Raw genomic sequence first — 25,917 nt, forward strand, 5'->3', positions numbered from 1 at the left:
GCGCCGCGCCTCAGCGCTGGAGGGTCGAATCGAATGTCTCGTTCAACTCCGCCTGGCCGACGATCTGCGCCGTGCGGTCGTGCCCCGCATGGAGCACATGCGTCTCCAGATCGCGGAGATAGCGACTGAGCGGATACTCGTCGAAAAGTGCAGTCGAGCCGACCGCATGGATCAGCTTGTGAGACAGTTCGAAGGCGACGTGCGCTGCCGTGGACTTGGCGCTCATGGAGAGCAGCTCCGCCTCAACCACCGACCGTGTCTTGAACGCGCGAATGGCGTCGTGGAAGAGCGAGCCGGCGGCATCGAGAGCGATGCGCATCTCGCCCATACGCATCTGGATCAGCTCCGCCCTGCCGCGCCCGCGCTCGATCAGGTATTGGCGGCACCACTCGTACATGCCCTCCGTGGTGCCGAGATAGTTGGCGGTGAAACCGAGATGAAACCGGCCCTGCCAGCGCCCGCGCGGATAGGCGCCGGGCTCGCCGAGGACATGGCTGTCCGGAATGAAAACATTGTCGAGGGTGATGATCGGGCTTGCCGCGGCACGCATGCCGTTGGGCCGATACCAGTCATTGTCGATCGTCACGCCCTTCATGCCGGGCTCGACGATGAGCATCTGATGGTTGTCGAGATAGTTGTTCACGCCATCGATGGCGGCGAAGATGATAGCAAAGCTCATCATCGGACCGTTCGTGGCGTAGTTTTTCTCGCCGTTGAGGATAAACCCTCCATCCACGCGCTTGGCGGAGGTGTTCATCATGTACATGTGCTTGCGTTTGGCCTCGGAGCCCACGAAGCCGGACAGCGACGGACGCTCGAACATGGGCTGGATGAAGCGCTCGCGCTGCTCCGGCGTGCCCAGATCGTTCACCGCCCAGGCGGTGTGGTTCTGCACCTGGTAGCAATGGGCGGTGGAACTGCACCCCCGTGCGATCACGCGCAGGGCCTGCAGATAGGTGGCGGGATCGTCCGTGGTGAGGTTCGAGCCCTTGCCGCCCATCTCCTTGGGGAGCGTCGTGGTCAGCCAGCCGCGGGAGAAGAGCGCCTCGATATTCTCGCGCGGCATATCGCAATTGGCGTCATAGCTCGCGCCGCGCGGGCGAAACTCGCCGATTGCCAGGGCTGCCAGCTCCTTGATGTCGTCGCGCTCCAGCGCATCGACGGGATCGATCATCGTCTCCTCCATTTCCGATTATTCTTGAGAGAGTGGCACCGCCCGGCGATCAGCCGCGCCGCGTCTCCGGGCCGCCGCTCGCATAGACGACTTGCCCATTCACGAATCCCGCCTCGTCGGAGCACAGGAAGCAGACGAGGTTCGCCACGTCGCGCGGCACGCCAACCCGACCAATGGCGATGGTCTTCGCACGCATCTGGCGGTAGGCCTCAGGCTCGTGGCCAAGCCGACGGGCCGTGAGCTGCGTCATCTCGGTATCGATGAAGCCGGGCGCCACTGCGTTCACATTGATGTTGAAGCGCCCCAATTCGAGCGCGAGGCTGCGGGTGAAACCTTGCAGCCCGGCCTTGGCGGTCGAATAGTTGACCTGCCCGCGATTTCCGAGCGCGGAGGTGGAAGAGATGTTGCAGATCTTGCCGTAGTTCTGGCGCACCATGTGACGTTGGGCGGCGCGCGTACACAGGAATGCGCCACGCAGATGAACCCCCATCACGAGATCCCAATCCTCATCTTCCATCTTGTGAATGAGGTTGTCTCTGGTGACGCCGGCATTGTTGACGAGCACATCTATCCCGCCGAGCCGCTGCGCCACCTCTTCGGCCATCGCTTCGACGCTCTCACGCACGGAGACGTCGCAGGCGATGCCCACCGCCTGGGTTTCGTAGGTCGCAGCGATTTCGGCTGCCGTAGCCGCGGCGGTGGCGGCATCGAGATCGACCACCGCCACTGCGGCGCCGTCCTCCGCAAACCTCTCCGCCGTTGCCCGGCCGATACCTCGGGCAGAGCCAGTGACGACCACCCGCCGGCCGGAAAAGCGCTTCTCCCCCATCGCGTCTCTCTCCCATCGGGTCCCTCGCCGCATCTGCCGATACCGGGCGGGACTCCTATTGTTAGGCCATTCTGAGCACGTTCAAATCAGATTGTCACCATTTATATGGTAATAATACATGTCATTGACGCACAAGAATGCTCACAATCTGCAGCTTCAGCGGCTGCGGGGCCGTCTTGATCACGGAGAAGCCGGGCGCCCCGGCTCCGGCGGCACGAGACCGAGGCGTTGCAGCGCCTCGGCGCGAAGCTTGAATTTCTGGACCTTCCCAGTGCCGGAGGTCAGCGGCAGCGCTTCGATGAAAAACACGCGGGCCGGCATCTTGTAGGCGGCGATCTTCGGCTTCAGGTAGCCGAGCAATTCCGCCTCCTGCGCCCCCTCCCCCGTAGCGGGGACCACGAAGGCGATGCCCACCTCGCCATATCGATCGTCGGGCACACCGACGACGGCGCACACCTCCACGCGCGGGTGGCGATCCAGCACCGCTTCCACCTCCGCCGGAGAGACGTTGAAGCCGCGCGACTTATAGGTGTCGCCAAGGCGGCCGAGCAGCGTGACACGGCCGGTCTCGTCCTGCCGTCCCCAGTCGCCGGTGCGCAGCCAGCCGTCAGGGTTGATGGCGCGGGCCGTCTCCTCCGGCTTCTTGTAGTAGCCGAGCATGATGGAATAGCCGCGCACCCAGATCTCGCCCGGCTCGCCGGCGGGCATGGGCGCGAGCGTCGCGGGGTCGATGATCGACACTTCGAGGTCCGGCAGCGGCCAGCCCTGGGTGGCGTGGCGCACCTCGCGCGGGTCGTCCCAGCGGTTGCGGGTCACCACAGTGGTGGTCTCGGTCATGCCGTAGCCGGTGATGGTGCCGGGCACGCCCAGTTCATCCTCCACCTGGGCGAGGATTTCGGGGTCAATGCTCAGCGTATAGGCGAGGCGCAGGGACGAAGTGTCGGTCCTGCGGAAGTCCTCGTGGGCGAGCAGCTGGCGCAGGATCGGCGGCAGCACGTGCATGCCCGTGACGTTCTCGCGCGCGATCGCCGCAAGGCATGCACCGGCATCGAACTGCTCGCCCAGCACGACCTTGGCCCCACGCACCCAATAGGGTGCGATGCCGTTCATCGTGGCCATGGAGCCGAACATGGGGATGGCGAGATAGAGGCAATCGTCCGCGGTCAGATCCACGCGGATGCCGATGTCCCACGCCTTGCGCCACAGGCAATGGGAAATCATCGCCCCCTTCGGCAGGGCCGTGGTGCCGGAGCTGTATGAGATAATGGCCGGGGACGCGGGATCGTCCGCCATGTCCGGCATCGCACCCGAGGGACTGTCGAGCCCGGCCCAGGTGAGAGCCCCGGAATAGCCGCGGTTCGTGTCCTCGCAGATGATCACAAAATCGAGCTGCGGCAAGGCCTCGCCAGCTATTGCGCCCGGCGCTCCGTCGCGGAGGCCGGGGCACAGCTCCGCGAGCGCGACGAGGAAATCGGGACCGTCGCCGGCATCGGTCACGATCACCGCCCGGCAGTCGGACTGGCCGAGCTGGTAGGCAATTTCGTCGCGTCGGAGACGGGTGTTCAGCATCACGCAGACCAGTCCCATCTGCGCGGCGCCGAGCCACGACCAGATGAATTCCGGCCGGTTCGGCATCAGAATTCCGACCTTGTCGCCGGGCTTCAGCCCCAGCGCCGCGAACCGCCGGGACGCGGCGTCGGCCTCGCGGCGGAGATCGGCGAAGGAGAAGCGCTGATCGCGGAACACCAGGGCGTCTCGCTCCCCATGACGCGCGGCAAGCATCGCCAGGGCCTGCGCGTAGGTCGCATTGCGGAACGGATTGCTCATTGTTGTTTCCCTTCCCTCCCGGCGCTCGACCCGCCCTAGGCGAAGGCGCGCCAGTTGATCGTTTCCGGAGAAAGCGCCGCGGCGTGGGGCTGGCGACCCGAAGGTCCGACATGCGACGGCACAGCCCGCCGGGGCGCGGGAGGAATTGTCCGGCGGCCTCGGCGAGGCCGGCCGCCTCCGTAACATCCCTGTATCAATGTAGCCGTCAGATAAGTTACATTATGCTGGACATTGATCTTCGGCCGGAGAACCCGAACGCCATGACTGACGCCGCCGGCGCGGGGGTATGGACACCCGACATTTCGAAGTTTGAAGGCCCGCGCTATCTCGCGCTCGCGGGCGCCATCGCAGAGGCCATCGACAGCGGCGAGCTGCCGCTCGGCGCGCAATTGCCCCCGCAGCGCGATCTGGCCGAACAGCTCGGCGTCACCGTCGGGACGGTCGGACGCGCGTACAACATCATGAAGAAGCGCCAGCTGGTCTCCGGCGAGGTCGGGCGTGGCACCTTCGTCTGCCGTGGGATCGAGGCGACCATCCCGAACTACCTGCCCGAGCGCATGCCCGGCACCATCGATTTCGCCTGCTACCGTTCGCCCGTGGCCGGCCTTTCCGAGGAACTCGGGAAGGCCATGACGCTCGCCGCGGCACGCGCCGCCCTCATGCCGGTGCACAAGTATCCGCCCGCCGAAGGCCTGCTGAGCCACCGCACCGCCGGTGCCCAGTGGATTCGCCGCTCCGGCCTCCAGGTGACGCCCGACCGCGTGATCGCCTGCGGAGGCGGCCAACAGGCGCTGCTGGTGGCCATCAGCGGCACCGTCGCCCCCGGCGAAACCCTCTTGTCCGAAGCGCTCACCTATTCCGGCGTCAATTCCCTCGGCGCGCTGCTCGGGCGCCGTCTGGCGCCTGTGGCCATCGACAGCGAAGGCATCATTCCCGAGGCCCTGGAGGAGGCGGTCGCCACCACCGGCGGGCGCTGCCTCTATCTTCAGCCCACGGTTCACAATCCCACCGCGGCAATGATGTCCGAGAAGCGTCGCCAGCGCATCGCCGACCTTGCGCGCCGCCATGATCTGATCCTCATCGAGGACGACGCGGCCATCAGCGGCATGACGGAGCGCCCCCTGCCCATCGCGCACTTCGCGCCGGAGCGGACGATCTATCTCAGCTCGTTCGGCAAGAGCGTCACCCCGGCTCTGCGCGTCGCCTACATGGCGAGCCCGCCGACGCTCTGCGAACGCCTCGTCCACACGCTTCATGCGCTGATGCTTGCCAACGCGCCGCTGCCGCTGGAGATCGCCGGGACGATGATCGCCGACGGCTCCGCCGACGCCATCGCCCGCCACAACCTGGCCGAGCTGCGTGCCCGCCACGAAGCGGCTCTCAAGCTGCTGGCGGGCTGGAAGGTCTCCAGTCACCCGGCCGCATTCTTCCAGTGGCTGCATCTCCCGGATCACTGGAACGCGGCGGAGTTCTGCGAGGCAGCTTATCGGGAGGGCGTCTCGGTCGTGCCGTCGGACAATTTCACCATCGGCGGGTCGAGGCCGCCCCGCGCGTTCCGCATCTCGGTCAATCCGGCGCAGAAGGCGAGTGTTCTCGCCAAGGGCATCGACATCCTCACCCGACTTGCCCGCGAGCGCCCGCAGCCGCGCATGACCGTGGTGTAGGGCTAGAGCGCGGCCCCCCGGCCGGAACGCCGGCCCTCGGAACCGGCGGCTCATGCGCCGCCCTCCGGCGTCGGCGACTGGCCGTGCAGCGCGATCTCCCACTCGAGATAAGACCGCATTCCGGTCAGCCCACGCTGATAGGGCGGATCCACGATGTCGTCGGCGCCCGCTCCATCAGGCAGGCCTTCCGCGAGCGAAAATCCCGCGGCGCGCCAGGCGGCGATGCCGCCTTCAAGGACATAGATTTCCTCGCGGCCGAGACGTGCCAGCGCGCGTGCGGCGAGAATGGATTGAGCCTCCTCCGCCGATGCGAGCACCACCGTCCGACCCGGCGGGAGTTCCGCCGCCCGAAGCTCCAGCGCGCCGCGCGGCAGCCAGAGCGCACCCGGTATGTGGCCCGAAGCAAGATCGCGGCTCGAACCCACGTCGACCACGAGGGGCCGCGTCTCAGGTGGCGCGTCCAGGCGGCGGGAGAGGTTCGCCGCGTCCAGGAAGGCGCAAGCGGAGGTCGCGGCGGCAAGGCCCAACGGCGTGGCGCGGGCGTAGCCCTGCACGACCCTGCGGCCCGAGTCGCGCCAGGCCGGCACGCCCCCTGCGAGCACATGGACACGCGGGAAACCCATGCGCCGATACCAATAGGCGGCAAGCAAGGCGCGCGCGTCGCCATCGTCCACAAACACCACGTCGGCACCGGGTACGGCGATGAAATCGTCGGCCCGCTGCACCGCCTGTCCGCCCGGAGCGAACGCAGCGCCAGCGATGTGCCCGGCGTCGAAGGCATCTTTCGTCCGAACGTCGATGAGGCGCACATCGGCGGATGGGCGGGCTAGGAGCGCTGAGAGGTCTCGGGGAGAAAGGAAACCGACCCCGTGTGTTCGCGCCAAGCCTTCGGCGCGGGCAACGGCGTGCGCCCAGCTGCCGGACGAAGGAGGCGGCGAGCCTGCCTCCCCGCGCTCCAGCGCGCGGCCATCCAGCTGCCAGCCCATGGTGCCATTCTCAAGCGCAAAGACCGATCGCACGCCGAGCCGCGCCAGAGTGGCGGTACCGATGATAGAGCGCGTGCGGCCGGCGCAATTCACCACCACCGTGTCGCAGTCCGCCTCCAGATCCATGAGGCGAAGCGCCAGCTCGAAGCCGGGTGCAGATCGGGCCGTCGGAATGTGCGCGTCAGCGAACTCCTCCGCGGTGCGGACATCCCGGATCGCGACGCGTACGCCGGCAGCACGGAGGGCGTCGAGCCCCGCCGCATCGATATGGCTCACCCGGTCCTCGGCGAGAACCCGCTCGCCAAAGGTCTTGCACGGCACGTTCACGCCCGTCGCCGGCCGCCCACCACGCGCGCGCCAGCCGGCGAGGCCGTGGGCGAGCACGCTGACACGACTATAGCCGTACCCGCGAAGATCGTCCGCCGCGAGCACGGCGCGACGATCGTCCCCGCCGTCGTCGTACAGCACCACCGGGGTCGCGCGAGCGGGCACCAGTTCCTCCACGCGATACTCGAGCCGGCGACGCGGCAGCGATGTGGCGCCGGGAATATGGCCTCGCTCGTAAGCGCCGTGCTCGCGGACATCGAGAAGCGCCCATTGCCGGCTCGGCCAAGCGTGCCGTGGGTCGGCAAGCGCCGCAGCAAAGGCGACCGCCGTCATCAGGGGGGTGGCGGCGATGGCATCCATCGCTCAGATCGCCAGGGCGGCGCGATAGACCATGACGCGCCGGTGGCGGTAGACCGGCGCGCCGGCCGCATCTCGGCCCTCGATCTCCTGAACCAAAAGCTCCATGGCGCCGGAGCGCGCCTGCTTCTCCTCCACCCCGACAAAGGTGATGCAGCAGGTGAGGATGTCTCCCACCACGATCGGCCTCGCATAGTGAAAGCCCTGCTCGCCGGCGAGCACGCGCCGCCGGTCGAGACTGCGGGTCCACTCGGGCTCTTCGGGGCAGTGAAAGGAGACCGGGAAGGTGGGTGGCGCAATGATGCCGGCATAGCCCTGCGCCCGCGCCGCCTCCATATCGCGGTACACGGGATTGGGGTCGCCGATGGCGTCGGCGAAGCGCCGCACGGCCCCCTTCTCCACCTCGACGATGTAGGGGGCGCTGCGTCTGCCGATCAGCGAGCGGTCGATCTCGACGGTCACGGCGGCCTCCCTCAGGCCTTCTTCCACTGGCTGTTCTCACGCTCGAGGATGGCAGCCGCGATCATGTTCTTGTGGATCTGCATGGTGCCGCCATAGATCGAGCCGCCACGTACCTCGGCATAGCGGTGAACGAGGGGATATTCCTTGGTGTAGCCGTTGGCGCCGAGCACCTGGATGGCGTCGTCACAGATCTCCTTCGCCGCTTTGGCGGTGAACACCTTGGCAATGGAGGTCTCAAGCGGCGCGGGCAGGCCCGTGACCTGGGCCGTCGATGCCGCGCGCATGACGAGCAGGTGGGCCGCATCGAGCTTCACGCGCATGTCGGCCAGCATCCACTGGATGCCTTGAAAATCGCAGATCTCGCGACCGAACTGCCGCCTCTCCTTGGAATAAGCGAGCGCAAATTCATAGGCCGCGCGCGCGGAACCCAGCATTCGCGCCATGCTTCCAAGGCGCTCGGCATTGTAGACGCTGATGAGTTTGCCGAATGCACCTCCATCAAGGAGAATATTTTCCTTCGGCACCCGGCAATCGTCGAAATAAAGCTCGAACAGAAGCTCGTCGGCCATATTGAGCGTGCCGTTCGAATGGCGAAAGCCCGGCGCATCATGCGGGACGATGACGGCACCGATGTCCGACGCCTTCCCCGACGTGCCAAACCGGCAATAGACCAGCGTGAACTCGTTGATGTTCACGAAGCTGACGAACTGCTTGGAACCGTTGAGCACCACGTGGTCGCCATCGATCCGGGCGCGGGTCTTCAATGCGGTGGCGGCCGAGCCGGCGTCGGGCTCGGTAATGCCGATGGAGATGCCGATCTCTCCGCGGCACAGGGGCTCGACGAAGCGCACTCGCTGCTCGGGCGTGCCGTATTCCGCGACGGCGCCAACGGCGCCCGTGGAGGTGCGGTGGCTCAAGCCACCGACGATGGGCGCGCAGGCCTGGAGGGTCTGGATCACCAGCAGCGTATCGAGAAGCGGAAGACCGAGGCCGCCGTGCTCGGGAGGCAGATTGAGCCCAAGAAGCCCCTGCTCCGCCATGGCGCTGCGCAAGCGGCGCACCCCGGCGACGCTGGAATCCGCCACCAGCGGAGCAAGCTTGCGCTCGTACGCACCCTTCGCCGCCTCGATCAGCTCCTTCTGACGATCGGTCAGTTGAAAATCCATCCGGATGTCTTCCTGCCCTGCAGGTGCAGCCGTGGGAGCGGCACCACAATGTATCTATTTTTATAGCCACATTGTGTCTTGAACGTTACCCTATATCAAGGCAATTTTGTATGGATTGCGGGATTGTACCCGCCGCATCCCGTCCACAAACAAAGGAAATGCCCCATGCCGCGCTTTGACGCCGTGTCGGAGGATGACTTCAAGCGCGGCATGCGCCGTCTGGCGGCCGCTGTGAACGTGGTCTCGACCCTTGAGCAGGGACGCCCGGCCGGGCTCATCGCCACCGCGGTGTGTTCGGTCAGCGCCGGGCCGCCCAGCATTCTGGTGTGCGTCAACCGCGGCACGCGCACCCACGGCCTCATCATCGAGGCGGGCGTGTTCTGCGTGAATGTGCTCGCCGCGGACCAGATGCCTTTCGCCCGCCAGTTCCTCTCGCGCGACCCGGCTGAACGGTTCTCCAGCTGTCGCTGGTCGACCCTGGCCACAGGCTCGCCCGCGCTCGACGAGGCGATGACCAATTTCGACTGCGAGGTGTCGTCCCAGTTCAGCTCGGGAACCCACGACATCCTGGTGGGCCAAGTGGTGGCGATGCGGCAGCGCGAGAGCACCAATCCCCTGCTCTATTTCGAGGGAGACTACAGGCACATCGCCCATGGCGAGACGGCCTGAGCGCAGTCACTCTTCAATGATCGCCACCGGCTGGCCTTCGTCCACGCCGTCGCCAGCGGCGACCAGGATGCGCGCGATCCGGCCGGCGCTCGGGGCGGCAACCGGAATCTCCATCTTCATCGATTCGACCACCAGAAGGGTGTCGCCGGCTGCCACCAGACCGCCTTCCGCCACCGCCACCTCGAACACCACGCCGGTGACGCTCGATACCACGTCATGCTCCGCCATGAACATTATCCCCCTGCCTGTGTGGATTGCGCCTGCCCGATGAATATCGACGTGCAATGGTGACAATATGCTGCAAATGCATTTACATGGGAAGAAACAATCTACAACGTCCTCATAAGAGACGACGCGGCCGTGATGGACCGCCGAGCGATACGGGAGCGAAGCCGGGCCCTATGGACGAGGACACGCTGAAGGAACTCGAATCGCGTCGCACATCCGCTCGCGCAATGGGGGGCGCCGCCGCGCTCGCCAAGCTCAAGGCCGCGGGCAAACTCGACGCACGGGAGCGGATCGAGCGACTGCTCGATCCCGGCTCATTCCGGGAAATCGGGCTTCTCGCCCGCAGCCAGCACGGCGCGCTCAAGGCACGCACGCCGGCCGACGGCCTCGTCGCAGGATGGGGCACCATCGACGGGCGGGAGGTCTATGTGGCCTCCGAGGATGCCTCGGTGATCGCCGGAACGCGCGGCCGCGTGGCTGAAGCGAAGAGCCAGCGTGTGCGCGACCTTGCCTTGCGCCATCGCCGCCCCTTCATCGCGCTGATGGAGGCGGGCGCCGGCCGGTTTCAAGAAAATAACGGCGCCATCGCCGCCGGTCTCGGGGCCCGCTTCAAGGAGCATTTCATGCTCTCCGGCCGGGTCCCGCAGGTGGCGGCGGTCATGGGCGCATGCTTCGGCGGCCCCTCCTTCACCGCGCTTCAATCCGACTTTGTCACCATCGTCGCCGGCTCCGGATATATGGGCATGTCCGGGCCGCCCGTTGTGAAGGTGGGTATCGGCAAGGTGGTCTCCGCCGAGGACATCGGCGGGGCCGAGAAGAGCGCCGCAATCACCGGCCAGGCGGATATGCTGACCCGGAGTGATGTGGAGGCGCTTGCGGCGATCCGCGCGTTTCTCTCCTTCCTGCCCTCAAATTGCGATGAACTTCCGCCGACCGTGGCGCCGCGCCCGGCCGCCTGCGACACGCCGGAGGGCGCGCTGCGGCTCACGCAGATCGTCTCCGACAACCATCGCCGCGCCTACGACATGGAGGAGCTGATCCGGCTGATCGTCGACGGCGGCGAGCTGCTCCATTACCGGCAGACCTACGGGCCGAGCCTCATCACCGCCTTTGCCCGCATGGACGGCCAGTCGGTGGGCATTCTCGCGAACAACCCCATGAAGATGGCCGGGGCGATCGACGAGAAGGGCATCCAGAAGGCGCGAAAGTTCGTCGACACCTGCAACGCCTTTCATATCCCCCTGGTGTTCTTTGTGGATTGCCCCGGCTTCATGGTGGGTCCGGAGATCGAGAACCAGCGGATGGTCTCGCTCGCCTCGCGCTTCCTGAACAGCGTCATCGGCGCGAGCGTGCCGAAGGCGACCATCGTCCTGCGCAAGGCGGTGGGCCTCGCCTATCTCGCCATGGGTGGTCGCGTGATGGCGCCGGACGCCATCGTCGCCTGGCCGACCGCGCAGTTCGACGTGATGGGCCCCGCAGCCGGGGTCGAACTCACCTACGGCAAGGAGATCGCCAAGGCAGCAGATCCGGCCGCCCGTCGCCGCGAGCTGCTGGCGAGCGCGGAGGCGCAGGCCTCCGCCTATCTCGCCGCCGAGATGGCCCTGATCGACGACGTCATCGCGCCGGCCGAGACCCGCGCTGTGATCCTTGACGTGCTCGCCCGCACCCGCCCGGGGCGCGAGCCCTCATTCAAGCACCGCATCGATCCATGAAAGCGCACGCGATGAGGCCGCAAACCCCGAGGCAGCCGCTGCCTACATCCTGGGACATTGAAACCGACGTGCTGGTCGTGGGCTTTGGCGCGGCCGGCGCCGTCGCGGCCATCGAGGCGTCTGATTGCGGGGCCCGCACGCTGCTGATCGAGAAGATGGACTTCCCCGGCGGGCTGTCCGTGGTGTCGGCCGGCGGGATCCGCGTGAGCGGCGATCGCGCGGCGGCGCTCTCCTATCTCGAAGCCACCTGCGGCGGGCGGACGCCGCAGGTCCTGCTGGAGGCGCTGGCCGACGGCATGGTGGAAGTGGAAGGCTATATGCGCGACCTCGCCCGTCTCAGCGACGCCAAGGTTCGCGTAACGTCGGCCCTCGGCAACTATCCCCTGCCGGGATACGAGGCGCTCGGCTATTGCGAAGTCGAATCGGTGCCGGCGCTGGAGGACGGCACCTGCTTTCCCCAGGCGGGGCCGGTGAAGAACGGCACGCGCCTCTTCAAGGTACTTGCCGACAATGTCGCGGCACGCGCGGTCAAAGTTCTTATGTCGACCCCGGCACGTCGGCTCCTGACGGACGCCGACGGTTCGGTGATTGGCCTTCTGGCCGAGCACGACGGCCGTCCGCTGGCAATCCGGGCGCATGGCGGCGTGGTCCTCGCCTGCGGTGGGTTCGAGGCCGATGCGGAGATGCAGCGTCAGTACTTCCAGAAGGGGGCCGTGCTGACGGGATCCTTCCGCGGCAACACCGGTGACGGCATCCGCATGGCCCAGGCTGTGGGCGCCGACCTCTGGCACATGTGGCACTATCACGGCCCCTACGGCCTCGTGCATCCCGATCCGGACTACCCGTTCGGCCTCTATCTCAAGGCGGTGCCCATGTGGACGCCGGCCCCCAGCGGGACGCAGACACTGGGCGCCGCGACCCTCGGCACCGATCCCGCGCCGGGAAGAGCCTCCGAGAAGGTCCTGCCACGCCTCGCCTGGATCCTCGTCGATCAGGCCGGCCGGCGTTTCATGGACGAGTATCCGCCCTATCCCGGCGATACCGGCGTGCGCCCGTTCGATGCCTTCGACCCGAAGTGCCAGGGGTTCCCGCGCGATCCGGCGTTCCTCGTGTTCGACGATGCCGGCCGGCGCATGTATCCGCTGGGGCGCTCGGTTCACAACGACCCGCAGCCGAACCTCGGTTGGAGCGCAGACAATGCGCGCGAGGTCGAGGCTGGCATCTTCCACCGCGCCGATACCCTTGAAGAGCTTGCGGCGCTGATGGACGTGCCCGGGCCTGAGCTGCGTGCCACGGTCGATGCCTGGAACGCCGCCGTCGCTGCGGGCCGCGACGCGGCCTTCGGCCGGCTGCCGGAGACCATGGCGCCGATCAGTGAGCCCCCCTTCTATTTCGGGCGGGTTCGCCCCGTCGTCATCAACACGCAGGGTGGTCCGCGCCACGATGTGCGCCAGCGCGTGCTGGACCCCTTCGGCGCGCCGATCCCCGGCCTTTATGCGGCAGGCGAGCTCGGCAGCCTGTTCGGCCACATCTACATGAGCGGCGGCAACCTCGCCGAATGCGTCATCGGCGGTCGCACCGCCGGCCGACAGGCGGCCGAGGCGCGACTTCCCGCCTGACATCGTCCAACGGAGACCGAGGAAGGCGCCCGCCACGTTCGATCGACAGCGTTGCCCCATCTCGCACGAGGTCGGCCGGCGCGGCGGTTCTTGTCCCGCCGCAAGAAAAATACGCTACGGACGGCACCGCGATGCAGCATGTCCGCCACGTGGACAGCCGCGACAATTCGCTGTCGGAAGGCCCTCGCTCATCCTACCCCTCAGGCAAGAATAATATCCGGGAGGATGACATGACTGACGGCGCCCCTGCCCCACCGCGTGCCGAGCAATCCTTTGCGCTTTCCATCTCGGAACGGCCCAGGACAATCAGCCTTCATCAGTAAAACAAGACGCTGGCATCTTGGCGTCGCCGGGACTTTGTTCGCTTGCGCGCGAGTCGCGGGCGGCCCCGGCACGCCTGTATCTGCTTTCAAGAACACAGCCAATAAACAGAGAGGCCCCGAGGATCCATGACACACGCCACTTATCCCCTTTCAGGACAAGCCGCACCGAGTCTCAACAAGGGACAGTGGCGGATCATCTTCCTCGCGAGCCTCGGCGGGTCGCTCGAATTCTACGATTTCATCATCTACGGCATCTTCGTCCAGTATATTTCCGCCCAGTTCTTCCCGACAGATGATCCCTACGTCTCGCTGATCCTCTCCTTCTCGGTCCTGGCCCTCGGCTTCCTGGCCCGGCCGTTCGGCGGGGCGGTGCTGGGCATTCTGGGCGACCGCTATGGCCGCCGGCCGGTCTTCATCGGCTCGCTGGGCCTCACCACGCTCGCCACCATCGCCATCGGCCTGTTGCCGAACTACCAGTCCTGGGGCATTGCGGCGCCGCTGCTGCTGGTGGCCTTCCGCCTCGTGCAGGGCATCTGCCTCGGCGGCGAGCTGCCGGGCGCGGTGACCTATGCGGTGGAGGCGGCGCCCGCCCGCGCGGGCCTTGCCTGCGGCTTCATCATCTTCTGCGTCAATGTGGGCGTGCTCATCGCGACCCTGGTCAATCTCGGCATCCAGTACGCGCTGCCGCCGCAGGATGTGGCGGACTACGGCTGGCGCATCGCCTTCCTCCTCGGCGGTGTCATCGGCCTCATCAGCTTCGCGCTGCGCCGCAAGCTCGAAGAGTCGCCGGAGTTCGTGAACCTGCACGGCAAGGCCACGCGCCATCCCCTGCGCGAACTGATGCGCCATCACGGCCGCTCGGTGCTGGTGGCGGCTGGCGTCGCCGCCATCATCGCCGGATTCAACGGCATGCTCTACGGCTTCGTGCCCGCCTTCCTCGTCAAGACGCTGCATTATCCCGCCCCCGACGTGGCACTGGCCATGACGGTGGCGCTGGTGGTCAGCTCCATCGGCCTCATCCTCGCCGGCTGGGCGGGGGACTTCGTGCCCGGACGCCTCATCCTGCGGGCTGGCGCGCTGGGCATGGTGGTCGTGGTGGTCCCGCTGTTCGCGCTGATGGCGAACCACGGCGCCAGCATCGTCCTGATACTGAGCCTGCTGTCGCTGGTGTTCTCGCTGGCGAGCGGCATCTGGCCGAGCATCCTCGCCGGGCTCTTCCCGACGCAGGTGCGCTTCACCGGCATCGCCTTGTCCTACAATGTGAGCGTCACGCTGCTGTCCGGCTTCGCGCCGCTGGCCGCCACCGCGCTCATCGCACAGACCGGGATGAATGCGGCCCCCGCGCTCTACATCGCGGCGTCCGCGGCGCTGACCTTCTGGTGCAGCTTCCTCATCCCCGCCCGTTCGGCCTCGGCGCTGCCGCCGGCCTGAGGCCGGACCCCACCGCCACCACGACCCACCCCACCCGGAGGACCACCGTCATGGGCGTCATCGCGCTCGGTTATCTCGGCATCCGCTCGGACAGGATGGACGACTGGAACACCTTCGCCTCGGGCCTCCTCGCCATGCAGGCGGTGGACGCGACGCGCACCCAGACGACCTTCCGCATGGACGACCAGCGCCAGCGCCTGTTCGTGGTGAACGAGCCGGGCGCGGTGATCGCCGCCATCGGCTGGGAGGTGGAGGAGAAGGCGGACCTCGACCTTTTCGCCGCGCGCCTCGAGGCCGCCGGCGTCGCGGTGGCGCGGGGCACGCGGTCGCTCGCCGACCGGCGCTTCGTCGAGGACCTCATCACCTTCGCCGATCCCGACGGCAACAGTGTCGAACTGTTCTTCAACCCCATGCGGGCGAGCGACCCGTTCGTGCCCGGCCGCCCCATCTCGGGCTTTCGCACCGGCCCGTTCGGCATGGGGCACGCCGTGCTGCACGCAGTGCGGATCGACGCGCTCCTGCCCTTCTATCGTGACCTGCTCGACTTCCACATCAGCGACTACGGACTCACCCCCTACCCGCTCTATTTCTTTCATGTGAACGGGCGCCACCACAGCCTCGCCATGGTGGGCTCGGGGCAGACCGGCTTTCATCACTTCATGATCGAGTTCAACAATCTCGACGACGTGGGCCAGGGCTACGACCTCGCCGAGCTGGACGAGGGGCGCCTCGCCTACACGCTGGGGCGCCACACCAACGATTTCATGACCTCCTTCTACGCCAACTCGCCCTCCGGCTTCTTCGTGGAGAACGGCTGGGGCGGGCGGGTGATCGATCCGGCCACATGGGAGCCGCACGAGACCTTCACCGGGCCGAGCTTCTGGGGGCACGAGCGCCTCTATCTGCCCGAGGAGCCGCGCGCCCGCCTGCGCAACATGCGCCTCGCGGCAGCCGCGAACGGCCTCAGGTCGCCGGACGTGGTGGACTGCCCCTGGCTCTACAGCCGGCTGGCGGGCTGACCGCCGCCTTTCCGTTCCAAGCCCCCGCGGGACCGCGCTTCCGCCCGCCCGCGGACCCTCTTCATCGCGCCGATGTCCGCCAGGCGGACGCCGGGACCGGCATCATTGCCGGCTGAGACCCGCTCTGGGATCAGTCCGGCCCAAACACGGGGAAAACCATGCCCGAGGCAAACGGCAGCACGCCGGATCCTTTCGACGTCGTTATCATCGGCCTCGGCCCGGTGGGCGCGACCCTCGCCAACCTGCTCGGCCTTCAGGGCGTCTCCACCCTCGTGCTGGAACGCGAGACAGAGGCCTATCACCTGCCGCGCGCCGTGCACTTCGATGACGAGGTGATGCGCGTGTTCCAGACCATCGGCCTCGCGGACGAGATCGTCCCGTCTCTGCGGGTCAATCCGGGCATGCGCTTCGTCGACGTGAACGGCGCGCTGCTGATGGACTGGCCACGCCCGCCGGAGGTGAGCGAATTCGGCTGGCACGCCAGCTACCGCTTCCACCAGCCGGACCTGGAGCGGACCCTGCGTGACGGCCTCAGGCGCTTCGCCAGCGTCCGGGTGCGCACGCGCTGTGACGCCTTCGCCTTCGTTGAGGACGCCGAGGGGGTGACGGTCCGCTATGAGGACCTCTCCATCGGCCGCCTGCAGCAGGCCCGCGCCCGCTATGTGGTGGGCTGCGACGGTGCCCGCTCGCTGGTGCGCCGCGTCATCGGCTCCTCCATGGACGACCTCGGCTTCCACGAGCGCTGGCTGGTGGTGGACGCTGTTCTCCGGCGGCCGAAGCCCGAGCTGGGCGATCACACCATCCAGTATTGCGACCCCGCGCGCCCCGCCACCTATGTGCGCGGCCCCGGCGACCGCCGCCGCTGGGAGATCACCGTCCTGCCCGAGGAGGACGGCCGCGCCGTGGTGCATCCCGAGACCGTCTGGTCGCTGCTGGCGCCGTGGCTGCGTCCGGATGAGGCGGAACTGGAGCGGGCGGCGGTCTATACCTTCCATTCGGCGGTGGCCCAGCGCTGGCGTGCCGGCCGGCTGCTGCTGGCGGGCGACGCCGCCCACCAGACCCCGCCCTTCATGGGCCAGGGCATGTGCTCCGGCATCCGCGACGTGGCGAACCTCGCCTGGAAGCTCGAGGCGGTGGTGAAGGGGCGGGCCGAGGACAGCCTGCTCGACACCTACCAGAGCGAGCGGGCGCCCGACGCCCATGCCTATATCGAGACCGCGGTGCGGCTCGGCGGCCTCATCAACACCTGCGGCACCGAGGCGGCCCTCAACGCCGCCTTCCGCGACGCCGACGGCGTGGCGCGCCTGCGCAGCCGCGTGCCCCAGCTGGGACCGGGCGTCGCCATCGGCCGCGTGGACATCACCGGCAGCCGCTTCGCCCAGCCCCGCCTCGCCGACGGGCGCCGGCTGGACGACGCCGTGGGCTTCGGCTTCGCCCTGCTGTGCCGCGATGCGCTTTGGCGCAGCGCCTCCGAGCGGGTGCGCCAGCGCTTCGAGGCGGCCGGCATCGCCGTCGTCACCGTGGCCGACTGCCCCGACCTCGGCCCGCTGCTGGACGCGGCCGGCGCCGCGGCGGTGCTCGTCCGCCCGGATCGCTACGTGGCCGGAAGCGCGGTCGACGAGACGGACCTTGCCGCCATGGCCGATGCGCTGGCCCCCGCCGCCCCCGCACAGGCCTCTGCCGCCTGATCTCTCTCTCTCATCCCGAAACGTTCAAGGAAAAGGTTTGCCCCCATGAAGTTCGCGTCCTTCACCCATGCCGGCAAGGCCGGCTACGGCCTCGTGACCGATGGCGGGATCGTCGATCTCGCCCGCCGCTTCCCCGAAGCGCCGACGCTGCGCGCCTTCATCGCCGGCGGGCTCGACCGTGCAACCGCTTACGCCGGCGCGCCGGCGGATTTCGCCCTCGCCGACGTGACGCTGGCGCCGGTCATTCCCGACCCGGACAAGATCGTGTGCGTCGGCCTCAACTACCACGACCATGTGGTGGAGACGGGCCGCACGGTGACCCCCAATCCCATGCTGTTCGCGCGCTATGCGGGCAGCCAGGTGGGAGACGGCGAAGCGCTGGTGAAGCCGCTGGAATCCGACGAGTTCGACTATGAGGGCGAGCTTGCCGTCATCATCGGCAAGGGCGGCCGGCGCATCTCGGAGGCCGACGCGCTGTCCCATGTGGCGGGCTATGCCTGCTACAACGATGCCAGCGTGCGCGACTGGCAGCGCCACACCTCGCAGTTCATGCCCGGCAAGACCTTTGCCGCCACCGGCGGCTTCGGCCCGTGGATGGTGAGCGCCGACGAGATCGGCGATCCGACCCGCCTCACCCTCGCCACCCGTCTCAACGGCACTGAGGTGCAGCGCACCACCGTGGACCTGATGATCACGCCCATCCCCACGCTGATTGCCTACACCTCCACCATCCTGCCCCTGTTGCCCGGCGACGTGATCGTCTCCGGCACGCCCGGCGGGGTTGGCGCGCGGCGCACCCCCAAGCTTTTCATGAAGGCCGGCGACGTGGTGGAGGTGGAAGTGAGCGGCATCGGCGTGCTGCGCAACCCCGTCGTCGCCGAGAAGGCCTGAGGCCAGACCCGGCCAGCCCGGCGCCAACCGGGCCGGCCGGGCTGGGCACCGCCCTCCCATCGCGTGTAGCATGGTGGGAAGACCGGTTCGCCCGGCCGAGGGGGAGCGCCGCCGGACCATGGGACAACGACCGGCTGACGATGGCGCGGGGACGCAGGACCGCACCGACAGCGTGCGCGCGCTGCGCCGCGGGCTCGCCGTGCTGCGCCACATCAATGCGGTGGGCAGCACCAGTGCAGCCGCCATCGCCCGCGCCCTCGACATACCCCGCCCCACCGTCTACCGCCTGCTGCAGACGCTGGAGGAGGAGGGCTATGTGGCCTTCTCGGCCTCCTCGTCGCAGGTGCGTGTCACGCGCCTCTCCGCCAGCCTCGGCGACGGCTATGCATCGCATTCCCGCGTGTGCCAGGCGGCCGGGCCGGTGTTCGGCGAACACGGGCCGCGCCTCGTCTGGCCTCTCGACCTGACGGTGTATGAGAACGCCGCCATGGTGATCCACGAGACCACCCACACGCGCAGCCCGCTTTCCATCGACAGGGGCATGATCGGCTATCGCCTGCCCATGCTGCGCACCTCCGCGGGCCGCGCCTACCTCGCCTTCTGCCGGGACGAGGAGCGGGCGATGATCCTCGACCATCTGCGTCGCATCCCCGACCCGGAGGATCGCCCCTTCCTTGAGGAGGCGTGGCTGAAGCGCATGATCGAGGAGACGCGCCGCCGCGCCATCGGAGTGCGCGATGGGGGCGAGTTCCGGCCGAAGACCTCCAGCATCGCCGCACCCGTTATGGTGGATGATCGGGTGGAGGCGGTGGTCTCGATGATCTGGATTCGCACCGCTCTGTCACTGGACGAGGCGATTTCTGCGCATTCGGACGCATTGCTGGGCATAGCGCGGGCCATCGCGCGAACGATCTCCGCGCAGCCGAACGGGGCAGCTCCATAGATAGCCCCCGGGACGGAAGGAACCCGGTCGCGCGACGCCATCGCGTGGCCTGGTGTTCTCCTCGGATCAGGGAGATCTGCCAGACCCGTGTGCAAGTTCCGCGTGCTGACCTCGGTTGTGAATCGGCGTGGAACAAGGCCCCTGTTTGAGCGGGATATCCGCGTCCGAACGAGGCCCCTCTGAGGAGGGGGTCACAGATCGGCCACCGAATGCGGTCCCCTCCCGGGGAACAACATTTCGAAGTGCCCCCCTTCAGGGGCCGCGCGAACCTTATGCCACCACCTTGGCATAGGTCTCGATTTCCACCTTCTGCCAGGGCCGCAGCATCGAGGAGACCTGCACCAGGGTGCTGGCGGGACGGATGGCGTCGAAGTGCTCCAGATGGCCGCGGGCGACCCCGTCCGCGTCGGCCATGTCGCGCACATAGACCACCGTGCGCACCACGTCCGACATGCTGCCACCCGCCTCGGCAATCGCCTTCTCGACGATGGCGAGGATGGCCCGGGTCTGGGTCTCGGCGTCGCTGTCCTCATGCCCCACGGGGGCGCAGGTGCCGGACACATGGATGTCGTCCCCCACCCGCACCGCGCGGGAATAGCCGAACACGCTTTCATAGGCACCGCCCGATGAAATATTGCGGCGGGCGCTGGTCACACTTTGGCTCATCTTTGCTCCACTAGAAGTTATAGGTATCGCGCAGCCGGTACCAGGTCTCGAAGACCGGCACGGCCCGCTTCGCCACGGGATGGACAGGAAAGGCGGGGAAGGCGAGGTCGTCGAAGGCGGTCTGTCCCTCCGGCGCCTCCAGAAGCTGCAGGGCCACCTTGTGGCCGAAATAGGTGGCGCGGGAAACGCCGGTGCCGCAATAACCGAGGGCATAATGCACCCCCGCCCGCGTGCGCCCGAGATGGGGCACCTCGTCATAGGTATAGCCGATGAGGCCGTCCCACCCATGGGTCACGGGCACCTCGGACAGCGCCGGAAAAGTCTGGAGCAGATCGCGTGCGAGATGGGCATAGGCGGCCGGCGCGCGGGCGGAGGCCAGCCGGCCGACCCGTCCACCCCAGACGATCCGCCGCGCGCCCGGCGCCGCGCGGAAATAGGAAAAGACGCGGTTCGTGTTGCCATAGACGCGGCCCCTCGGCATCAGCGCGTCGAACAGAGCGGACGGAATATCTCCCGTGGCGATGAGCCCTGAGCCCACCGGCACGATGCGCCGCCTCAGCTCCGGCAGCATGCCGTCCGTATAGCCGTTGGTGGCCACGATCACCGCCCTGCACCGCACCTGTCCACGCGCGGTGGCGAGTCTGAAACCGCCGGGCTCCGCGCGGATGCCCGTCACCCCCGCCCCGCCGATGACGGACCCGCCGGCGGCGGTGATCCGCGCCATCAGGCCCGCATGATACCGGCCGGGATGCAGGCTCGCGTCGCCCGGCAGAACCGAGCCGCCATGGAACAGGTCCGAGCCGATTTCCTGATGCTGCTCGGCGCGCGGCACCATGTAGCTTTCCACGCCCGCGAACGCGCGAAGGTCCTCCATATCGCGGGCCATGGTCTCGTAATGGGCGGGGCGAATGGCGCCCCGGAAGCGGCCGCAGCGGACGAAGTCGCAGGCGATCGCCTCGCGCTCCACAAGCTCCGCGATATAGTCGAGCATGGCCACGCCCTCACGCAGCATCGCCCGCGCCTTCTCCTCGCCGCGCAGGGCGATGAGATGCCTGACGCGGAACTTCTGGTTGCCGCTGCCGATCTGCCCGCCATTGCGCGTGGACGCGCCAAAACCCGGCACCTCCCGCTCCAGCACCAGCGGCACACGGCCATTGCGCACCAGCGTCAGAGCGGCGGACAGGCCCGTGAAGCCGGAGCCGATGATGACCACATCGGCCACCTCTGGCAGCGGCGCCGCATCGAGGTTCGGCCGCGGCGCGGCCTCCCACCAATAGGGCACGAAGGACAGGCTCGCTCCCTCCGGCACATGGCCGCGTGACAGCTCCAGAAGCGTGGGATGCCGCCCCGTCCCGCTCATGCCAATGGCTCCCCTTCCTTGGACCGCACCCGAAGCGCTCCGGCAGATACTTCATACAAATATGTTGCATCACATGCAAGTTCATTGTAGCCAGATTGGGCGCGGCATCGGCCGATGCCAGCGCGCCCCGGCCCACAGGCGGGCCGCAAAAGCATAGATCCCGCATAAACTTACGACCTTCCAAGCAGGGAATGACGGCTCATGACCGAGCAATGGAGCTTTATGCCCGATGCCCTCGCCACGCCGGCGGGGCTGGACCTGGAGGCCGCGCGCGCCTTCCTCAAGGCGCACAAGGTGCGCTACGTGCTGGCCCAGTTCGTGGACATCTACGGAACCGCCAAGAGCAAGGCGGTGCCGGTGGATCACCTGGACGAACTGGTGGCCGAGGGCGTCGGCTTTGCCGGGGGCGGCGTCAACGGCCTGCGCCTCGCTCCGCACGAGGCCGAGTACATCGTGCGCGGCGACCTCGACACGCTGAAGCTCCTGCCCTGGGCGCCCGGCTATGCGCGCATGATGGGCACTGGCATCGTGGGCGGGCGCGAGCATCCCATCGACACCCGCAACATGCTGAAAGCGCAGGTGGCGCGGCTCGCGGAGCGGGGCTGGACCCTCAATACCGGCATCGAGCCGGAATTTTCGCTGCTGGAGCGCACCGCCGACGGTTCCGTGCGGCCGTTCGACGGCACGGATACCTTGCGCAAGCCCGCCTATGACTATCGCGGCCTGTCCCGCGTGCGGGTGTTCCTGGAGCGGGTGACGGAAAGTCTCAAGGCGCTGGGCATCGACGTCTACCAGATCGACCATGAGGACGCGAACGGCCAGTACGAGATCAATTTCCGCTACGCCGACGCGCTGACCTCGGCCGACACCGTGACCCTTTTCAAGATGGCGGCGGCGGAAGTGGCGCACGAACTGGGCGCGATCTGTTCCTTCATGCCCAAGCCGAAAAGCTCGTTCACCGGCAATGGCATGCACATCCATTGCTCGCTGGCGGACGCCTCCGGCCGGAACGTGTTCCACGATGCCGGCGATGCCAACGGGCTGGGGCTGTCCCCCCTCGCCTACGCCTTCACCGCCGGCATTCTGCACCATGCCAAGGCGCTGACCGCGCTGCTGGCCCCCTCGGTGAATTCCTACAAGCGCCTGGTGGTGGGGCGCACCGCCTCCGGCACGACCTGGGCACCGGTCTTCATCGCCTATGGCGACAACAACCGCACCGCCATGGTGCGCGTGCCCTATGGGCGGATCGAGATCCGGGTGGGGGATTCCGGCATGAACCCCTATCTGGCCCAGGCCGCCCTCATTGCCGCCGGGCTCGACGGGGTGGACCGCGCGCTCGATCCCGGCGCGCCGCACAACGTGAATTTCTACGCCCTCACCCCGGCTGAGGTGCGCGCCCGCGGCATCGAGACCTTGCCGCGCACCCTGTGCGAGGCCGTGGAGGAGCTGGAGGCGAGCGACCTCTTCCGCACGGCACTCGGCGCCGACTTCATCGACGAGTTCGTGACGCTGAAGCGCGAGGAATGGGGCGAATACCACCGCCACGTCTCCGACTGGGAGACCCAGCAATACCTCACCTTCTTCTGATCTTTCTTTCGATCTCTCCAGCAACAGGAACCCTTCCATGTGTGGAATAGCTGGTCTGTTCATCAAGGACCCGACGCTCGAACCTGACCTTGGGCGCCTCCTGGCGCGCATGACCTCCACCCTGCGCGGGCGCGGGCCGGATTCGGCGGGCTTCGCCATCTATGCCGACGCCACGCCCGGCCTCGTGAAGCTCACCTTCGCCGCCCCCGAGGGCACGGACGCGGAGGCCCTCGCCACCCGTCTCCTGGCGGCGCTGGGCGTGGGCGGCATCGCCGCCGTGCGCCATACCCACGCCGTAGTGACGCTGCCCGCCGAGGACGTCGTCCGCGCGGAGGCCTGGCTTTCGGAGGATGCGCCGGAGGCCAGCGTCATGAGCACCGGCAACCGCCTGGAAATCTACAAGGACGTGGGTGATCCCGACGATGTGGCGGCCGCCTTCGCCATCTCCCGGATGGCTGGCAGCCATGGCATTTCCCACACCCGCATGGCCACCGAATCGGCGGTGACCACCGATGGCGCCCATCCCTTCTCCACCGGCGCGGACCAGTGCCTGGTCCACAACGGCTCGCTCTCCAACCACGCCTCGCTGCGCCGGGCGCTGCGCCAGGACGGCATCCGCATCCGCACCGAAAACGACAGCGAGGTGGCCGCCGGCTATCTCACTCGCAAGATGCGTGATGGGGAGAGCCTGGACGAGGCGCTGACCTCCAGCCTGAAGGATCTGGACGGTTTCTTCACCTTCGTGGTGGGCACGGAGAACGGCTTCTCGGTGCTGCGCGATCCCATTGCCTGCAAGCCGGCGGTGATGGCCGAGACCGACCGCTACGTCGCCTTCGCCTCCGAGTTCAAGAGCCTCACGGTCCTGCCGGACATCGCGAGCGCCAAGGTGTGGGAGCCCAAGCCCGCGACCGTCTATTTCTGGGAGCATTCCTGACATGCCCGTCGTCGATCTCGCGAAATCCTCCCTCCGGGAGCTGAACGCGGCCCTGCAACAGCTCGGCCCCACCACAAACGAAACCGATTGGACGGTGCTGAACCCCTCCGGCGAGCACGCCATCGCAGCGGGGGTGGATGCCCCCGTCACCGTCACCATTGCCGGCCCTGTGGGCTATTTCTGCGGCGGCATGAACAAGCAGGCCACCCTGGTGGTGGAAGGCAGCGCCGGCCAGGGCGTCGGCGAGAACATGATGAGCGGTCTCATCCATGTGAAGGGCGATGCCAGCCAGTCGGCGGGCGCCACCGGTCGCGGCGGCCTGCTCATCGTGGAGGGCAACGCCTCCGCCCGCTGCGGCATCTCCATGAAGGGCATCGACATCGTGGTGAAGGGCGGCATCGGCCACCTCTCCGCCTTCATGGGCCAGAGCGGGCGCCTCGTGGTGTTCGGCGAGGCCGGCGAAGCGCTGGGCGACAGCCTCTATGAGGCCCGCCTTTATGTGCGCGGGCCTGTGGCAGGGCTCGGAGCGGACTGCATCGAAAAGGAGATGCGCGACGAGCACCGGCAGGAATTGTTCGATCTCATCAAGGCCGCCGGCGAAGCCGGGAAGGTGGATGTGGGCGAGTTCCGCCGCTACGGCTCGGCCCGCAAGCTCTACAACTTCAACATCGACAATGTGGATGCCTACTGATGAGTGAGCGAGACTGGCTTCCGACCACGCCGCGCAAGTCCGCGACTTTCGACGACTATGCGCTCTCTGAGATCCGCCGCGCGGCGGCCACCGGCATCTATGACATTCGCGGCGGCGGCAGCAAACGCCGCCTGCCCAATTTCGACGATCTCCTGCTGCTCGGCGCATCCATGACGCGCTATCCGCTGGAGGGCTATCGGGAGAAATGCGGCACCGAGGTCACGCTCGGCACGCGCTTCGCCAAGAAGCCCCTGAAGCTTGCCATCCCGATCACCATAGCCGGCATGAGCTTCGGCTCGCTATCGGCGCAGGCGAAGGAAGCGCTGGGGCGCGGGGCGAGCCTGGCGGACACGTCCACCACGACGGGCGATGGCGGCATGACGCCGGAGGAGCGGGGCCAGTCCAGGCACCTGGTCTACCAGTACCTGCCGTCCCGCTATGGCATGAACCCCGACGACCTGCGGCGGGCGGACGCGATCGAGATCGTGATCGGCCAGGGCGCCAAGCCCGGCGGCGGCGGGATGCTGCTGGGCCAGAAGATCTCCGACCGGGTGGCGCAGATGCGCAACCTGCCCAAGGGCATCGACCAGCGCTCCGCCTGCCGCCATCCCGACTGGACCGGGGCCGACGATCTGGAGATCAAGATCCACGAGTTGCGGGAGATCACCAATTGGGAGAAGCCCATCTACCTGAAGGTGGGCGCCTCGCGGCCCTATTACGATACGGCACTGGCGGTGAAGTCCGGTGCTGACGTGGTGGTGCTGGACGGCATGCAGGGCGGCACCGCGGCCACCCAGGAAGTGTTCATCGAGCATGTGGGCATCCCCCTGCTCTCGGCCATCCGCCCCGCCGTTCAGGCGCTCCAGGACCTGGGGATGCATCGCAAGGTGCAGCTCATTGTCTCCGGCGGCATTCGCAATGGCGCGGACGTGGCAAAAGCCCTGGCGCTCGGGGCGGACGCGGTGGCCATCGGCACGGCGGCGTTGACGGCGCTGGGCGACAATGATCCCCAGTGGGAAGCCGAATACGAGCGGCTCGGCACCACCGCGGGGGCCTATGACGATTGGCACGAGGGCAAGGATCCCGCCGGCATCACCACCCAGACACCGGAACTGGCGGCGCGCCTCGATCCGGTGAAGGCGGGGCGCCGCCTTGCCAACTACCTGAAGGTGATGACGCTGGAGGCGCAGACGCTGGCGCGCGCCTGCGGCAAGAACCACCTGCACAATCTGGAGCCGGAGGACCTCGTCGCCCTCACCATCGAGGCCGCCGCCATGGCCCGCGTGCCGCTCGCCGGCACCGAGTGGATCCCCGGGCAGCGGTTCTGAACACCCCGGATCGCGCGGCACCCGCCGGGCCGCCGC

At 67.7% G+C, this 25,917-nt stretch carries 22 protein-coding genes; 13 read left to right on the top strand and 9 right to left on the bottom strand.

The genetic code is table 11. The features are described from left to right. Window positions 1-10: 10 nt before the first annotated feature. The 3 genes from V5F74_RS05460 to V5F74_RS05470 form a co-directional block, all read right to left on the bottom strand. The gene (locus V5F74_RS05460) at window positions 11-1,174 is read right to left on the bottom strand and encodes an acyl-CoA dehydrogenase family protein (protein ID WP_197022996.1); all 1,164 of its coding nucleotides are present in this window, start codon (window positions 1,172-1,174) and stop codon (window positions 11-13) included. A 49-nt stretch (window positions 1,175-1,223) separates the two neighbouring features. Further along, the gene (fabG, locus tag V5F74_RS05465; protein WP_394006725.1) at window positions 1,224-2,036 is read right to left on the bottom strand and encodes a 3-oxoacyl-ACP reductase FabG; all 813 of its coding nucleotides are present in this window, start codon (window positions 2,034-2,036) and stop codon (window positions 1,224-1,226) included. Between the two features lie 147 nt (window positions 2,037-2,183). Beyond that, window positions 2,184-3,830 carry a class I adenylate-forming enzyme family protein gene (locus V5F74_RS05470; RefSeq protein WP_394006727.1) on the bottom strand — a complete coding sequence of 549 codons (1,647 nt, stop codon included), beginning with the start codon at window positions 3,828-3,830 and terminating at the stop codon, window positions 2,184-2,186. A gap of 260 nt (window positions 3,831-4,090) precedes the next feature. Between V5F74_RS05470 and V5F74_RS05475 the strand changes: the two genes are divergently transcribed. After that, window positions 4,091-5,494, top strand: coding sequence for an aminotransferase-like domain-containing protein (locus V5F74_RS05475; protein ID WP_029557501.1), 1,404 nt, complete (start codon window positions 4,091-4,093; stop codon window positions 5,492-5,494). A 50-nt stretch (window positions 5,495-5,544) separates the two neighbouring features. Here V5F74_RS05475 and V5F74_RS05480 read toward each other — a convergent pair whose 3' ends face one another. The 3 genes from V5F74_RS05480 to V5F74_RS05490 are packed head-to-tail and all read right to left on the bottom strand — an operon-like array spanning window position 5,545 to window position 8,792. Next, window positions 5,545-7,167: a rhodanese-like domain-containing protein gene (locus tag V5F74_RS05480; RefSeq protein ID WP_394006729.1), complete on the bottom strand. Its 1,623-nt coding sequence runs from the start codon at window positions 7,165-7,167 to the stop codon at window positions 5,545-5,547. A gap of 3 nt (window positions 7,168-7,170) precedes the next feature. Next, window positions 7,171-7,626, bottom strand: coding sequence for a MaoC family dehydratase N-terminal domain-containing protein (locus tag V5F74_RS05485; protein WP_394006731.1), 456 nt, complete (start codon window positions 7,624-7,626; stop codon window positions 7,171-7,173). Between the two features lie 11 nt (window positions 7,627-7,637). Then, complete coding sequence (locus V5F74_RS05490) at window positions 7,638-8,792, bottom strand: acyl-CoA dehydrogenase family protein (protein WP_394006733.1); 1,155 nt, start codon at window positions 8,790-8,792, stop codon at window positions 7,638-7,640. Between the two features lie 165 nt (window positions 8,793-8,957). On the opposite strand from V5F74_RS05490, the gene V5F74_RS05495 reads away from it, so the two are divergent. Then, complete coding sequence (locus V5F74_RS05495) at window positions 8,958-9,461, top strand: flavin reductase (protein ID WP_029557497.1); 504 nt, start codon at window positions 8,958-8,960, stop codon at window positions 9,459-9,461. Between the two features lie 6 nt (window positions 9,462-9,467). Here the strand turns inward: V5F74_RS05495 and V5F74_RS05500 are convergent, their stop codons facing one another. Beyond that, on the bottom strand, window positions 9,468-9,689 hold the full coding sequence (locus V5F74_RS05500) for an acetyl-CoA carboxylase biotin carboxyl carrier protein subunit (protein WP_029557496.1): 222 nt from the start codon (window positions 9,687-9,689) through the stop codon (window positions 9,468-9,470). Window positions 9,690-9,862: 173 nt separating this feature from the next. Here V5F74_RS05500 and V5F74_RS05505 point away from each other — a divergent pair, with 173 nt between their 5' ends. The 7 genes from V5F74_RS05505 to V5F74_RS05535 all read left to right on the top strand — a co-directional run bounded on the left by V5F74_RS05505 (window position 9,863) and on the right by V5F74_RS05535 (window position 19,315). Further along, the gene (locus V5F74_RS05505) at window positions 9,863-11,401 is read left to right on the top strand and encodes an acyl-CoA carboxylase subunit beta (protein WP_029557495.1); all 1,539 of its coding nucleotides are present in this window, start codon (window positions 9,863-9,865) and stop codon (window positions 11,399-11,401) included. 11 nt (window positions 11,402-11,412) lie between these two features. After that, window positions 11,413-13,020 (top strand): FAD-dependent oxidoreductase, encoded by a 1,608-nt coding sequence (locus tag V5F74_RS05510; protein WP_029557494.1) that lies wholly within the window; start codon window positions 11,413-11,415, stop codon window positions 13,018-13,020. A 449-nt stretch (window positions 13,021-13,469) separates the two neighbouring features. Further along, window positions 13,470-14,774 carry an MFS transporter gene (locus V5F74_RS05515; protein WP_029557493.1) on the top strand — a complete coding sequence of 435 codons (1,305 nt, stop codon included), beginning with the start codon at window positions 13,470-13,472 and terminating at the stop codon, window positions 14,772-14,774. A gap of 50 nt (window positions 14,775-14,824) precedes the next feature. Beyond that, the gene (locus V5F74_RS05520) at window positions 14,825-15,793 is read left to right on the top strand and encodes a VOC family protein (RefSeq protein ID WP_029557492.1); all 969 of its coding nucleotides are present in this window, start codon (window positions 14,825-14,827) and stop codon (window positions 15,791-15,793) included. A gap of 158 nt (window positions 15,794-15,951) precedes the next feature. After that, window positions 15,952-17,481 (top strand): bifunctional 3-(3-hydroxy-phenyl)propionate/3-hydroxycinnamic acid hydroxylase MhpA, encoded by a 1,530-nt coding sequence (gene mhpA, locus V5F74_RS05525; RefSeq protein ID WP_394006736.1) that lies wholly within the window; start codon window positions 15,952-15,954, stop codon window positions 17,479-17,481. Window positions 17,482-17,526: 45 nt separating this feature from the next. Next, entirely contained in the window at window positions 17,527-18,372 is an 846-nt protein-coding gene (locus V5F74_RS05530) for a fumarylacetoacetate hydrolase family protein (RefSeq protein ID WP_394006738.1), read from the top strand. Between the two features lie 118 nt (window positions 18,373-18,490). Then, on the top strand, window positions 18,491-19,315 hold the full coding sequence (locus V5F74_RS05535; RefSeq protein ID WP_029557489.1) for a DNA-binding transcriptional regulator: 825 nt from the start codon (window positions 18,491-18,493) through the stop codon (window positions 19,313-19,315). Window positions 19,316-19,585: 270 nt separating this feature from the next. Here V5F74_RS05535 and V5F74_RS05540 read toward each other — a convergent pair whose 3' ends face one another. Both V5F74_RS05540 and V5F74_RS05545 read right to left on the bottom strand, forming a co-directional pair. After that, entirely contained in the window at window positions 19,586-19,981 is a 396-nt protein-coding gene (locus V5F74_RS05540) for a Rid family hydrolase (protein WP_394006740.1), read from the bottom strand. Between the two features lie 10 nt (window positions 19,982-19,991). After that, on the bottom strand, window positions 19,992-21,341 hold the full coding sequence (locus tag V5F74_RS05545) for an NAD(P)/FAD-dependent oxidoreductase (protein ID WP_394006742.1): 1,350 nt from the start codon (window positions 21,339-21,341) through the stop codon (window positions 19,992-19,994). Between the two features lie 201 nt (window positions 21,342-21,542). On the opposite strand from V5F74_RS05545, the gene glnT reads away from it, so the two are divergent. The 4 genes from glnT to V5F74_RS05565 are packed head-to-tail and all read left to right on the top strand — an operon-like array spanning window position 21,543 to window position 25,881. Continuing rightward, entirely contained in the window at window positions 21,543-22,928 is a 1,386-nt protein-coding gene (gene glnT / locus V5F74_RS05550; protein WP_081837630.1) for a type III glutamate--ammonia ligase, read from the top strand. Window positions 22,929-22,965: 37 nt separating this feature from the next. Further along, a complete protein-coding gene (locus V5F74_RS05555; RefSeq protein ID WP_029557485.1) occupies window positions 22,966-23,862 on the top strand; it encodes a class II glutamine amidotransferase in 897 nt (298 codons plus the stop codon). A gap of 1 nt (window position 23,863) precedes the next feature. Next, window positions 23,864-24,553 (top strand): GltB/FmdC/FwdC-like GXGXG domain-containing protein, encoded by a 690-nt coding sequence (locus V5F74_RS05560; protein ID WP_029557484.1) that lies wholly within the window; start codon window positions 23,864-23,866, stop codon window positions 24,551-24,553. Then, the gene (locus V5F74_RS05565; RefSeq protein WP_029557483.1) at window positions 24,553-25,881 is read left to right on the top strand and encodes an FMN-binding glutamate synthase family protein; all 1,329 of its coding nucleotides are present in this window, start codon (window positions 24,553-24,555) and stop codon (window positions 25,879-25,881) included. The genes V5F74_RS05560 and V5F74_RS05565 overlap by 1 nt, the downstream gene beginning before the upstream one ends. Window positions 25,882-25,917: the final 36 nt, after the last annotated feature.

Origin of the sequence: Xanthobacter aminoxidans (assembly GCF_043193615.1) — a bacterium.
GTDB classification, from domain to species: domain Bacteria; phylum Pseudomonadota; class Alphaproteobacteria; order Rhizobiales; family Xanthobacteraceae; genus Xanthobacter; species Xanthobacter aminoxidans.

Bases quoted from the DNA above. Each gene is read 5' to 3' on its own strand.
- V5F74_RS05540 (WP_394006740.1), bottom strand. From the start codon at position 19,981: ATGAGCCAAAGTGTGACCAGCGCCCGCCGCAATATTTCATCGGGCGGT.
- V5F74_RS05535 (WP_029557489.1), top strand. From the start codon at position 18,491: ATGGGACAACGACCGGCTGACGATGGCGCGGGGACGCAGGACCGCACC.
- V5F74_RS05530 (WP_394006738.1), top strand. From the start codon at position 17,527: ATGAAGTTCGCGTCCTTCACCCATGCCGGCAAGGCCGGCTACGGCCTC.
- V5F74_RS05515 (WP_029557493.1), top strand. From the start codon at position 13,470: ATGACACACGCCACTTATCCCCTTTCAGGACAAGCCGCACCGAGTCTC.
- V5F74_RS05475 (WP_029557501.1), top strand. From the start codon at position 4,091: ATGACTGACGCCGCCGGCGCGGGGGTATGGACACCCGACATTTCGAAG.
- V5F74_RS05510 (WP_029557494.1), top strand. From the start codon at position 11,413: ATGAGGCCGCAAACCCCGAGGCAGCCGCTGCCTACATCCTGGGACATT.
- V5F74_RS05480 (WP_394006729.1), bottom strand. From the start codon at position 7,167: ATGGATGCCATCGCCGCCACCCCCCTGATGACGGCGGTCGCCTTTGCT.
- mhpA (WP_394006736.1), top strand. From the start codon at position 15,952: ATGCCCGAGGCAAACGGCAGCACGCCGGATCCTTTCGACGTCGTTATC.
- V5F74_RS05555 (WP_029557485.1), top strand. From the start codon at position 22,966: ATGTGTGGAATAGCTGGTCTGTTCATCAAGGACCCGACGCTCGAACCT.
- V5F74_RS05565 (WP_029557483.1), top strand. From the start codon at position 24,553: ATGAGTGAGCGAGACTGGCTTCCGACCACGCCGCGCAAGTCCGCGACT.
- V5F74_RS05545 (WP_394006742.1), bottom strand. From the start codon at position 21,341: ATGAGCGGGACGGGGCGGCATCCCACGCTTCTGGAGCTGTCACGCGGC.
- V5F74_RS05560 (WP_029557484.1), top strand. From the start codon at position 23,864: ATGCCCGTCGTCGATCTCGCGAAATCCTCCCTCCGGGAGCTGAACGCG.
- V5F74_RS05495 (WP_029557497.1), top strand. From the start codon at position 8,958: ATGCCGCGCTTTGACGCCGTGTCGGAGGATGACTTCAAGCGCGGCATG.
- glnT (WP_081837630.1), top strand. From the start codon at position 21,543: ATGACCGAGCAATGGAGCTTTATGCCCGATGCCCTCGCCACGCCGGCG.
- V5F74_RS05505 (WP_029557495.1), top strand. From the start codon at position 9,863: ATGGACGAGGACACGCTGAAGGAACTCGAATCGCGTCGCACATCCGCT.
- V5F74_RS05470 (WP_394006727.1), bottom strand. From the start codon at position 3,830: ATGAGCAATCCGTTCCGCAATGCGACCTACGCGCAGGCCCTGGCGATG.
- V5F74_RS05500 (WP_029557496.1), bottom strand. From the start codon at position 9,689: ATGGCGGAGCATGACGTGGTATCGAGCGTCACCGGCGTGGTGTTCGAG.
- V5F74_RS05520 (WP_029557492.1), top strand. From the start codon at position 14,825: ATGGGCGTCATCGCGCTCGGTTATCTCGGCATCCGCTCGGACAGGATG.
- V5F74_RS05460 (WP_197022996.1), bottom strand. From the start codon at position 1,174: ATGATCGATCCCGTCGATGCGCTGGAGCGCGACGACATCAAGGAGCTG.
- V5F74_RS05490 (WP_394006733.1), bottom strand. From the start codon at position 8,792: ATGGATTTTCAACTGACCGATCGTCAGAAGGAGCTGATCGAGGCGGCG.
- fabG (WP_394006725.1), bottom strand. From the start codon at position 2,036: ATGCGGCGAGGGACCCGATGGGAGAGAGACGCGATGGGGGAGAAGCGC.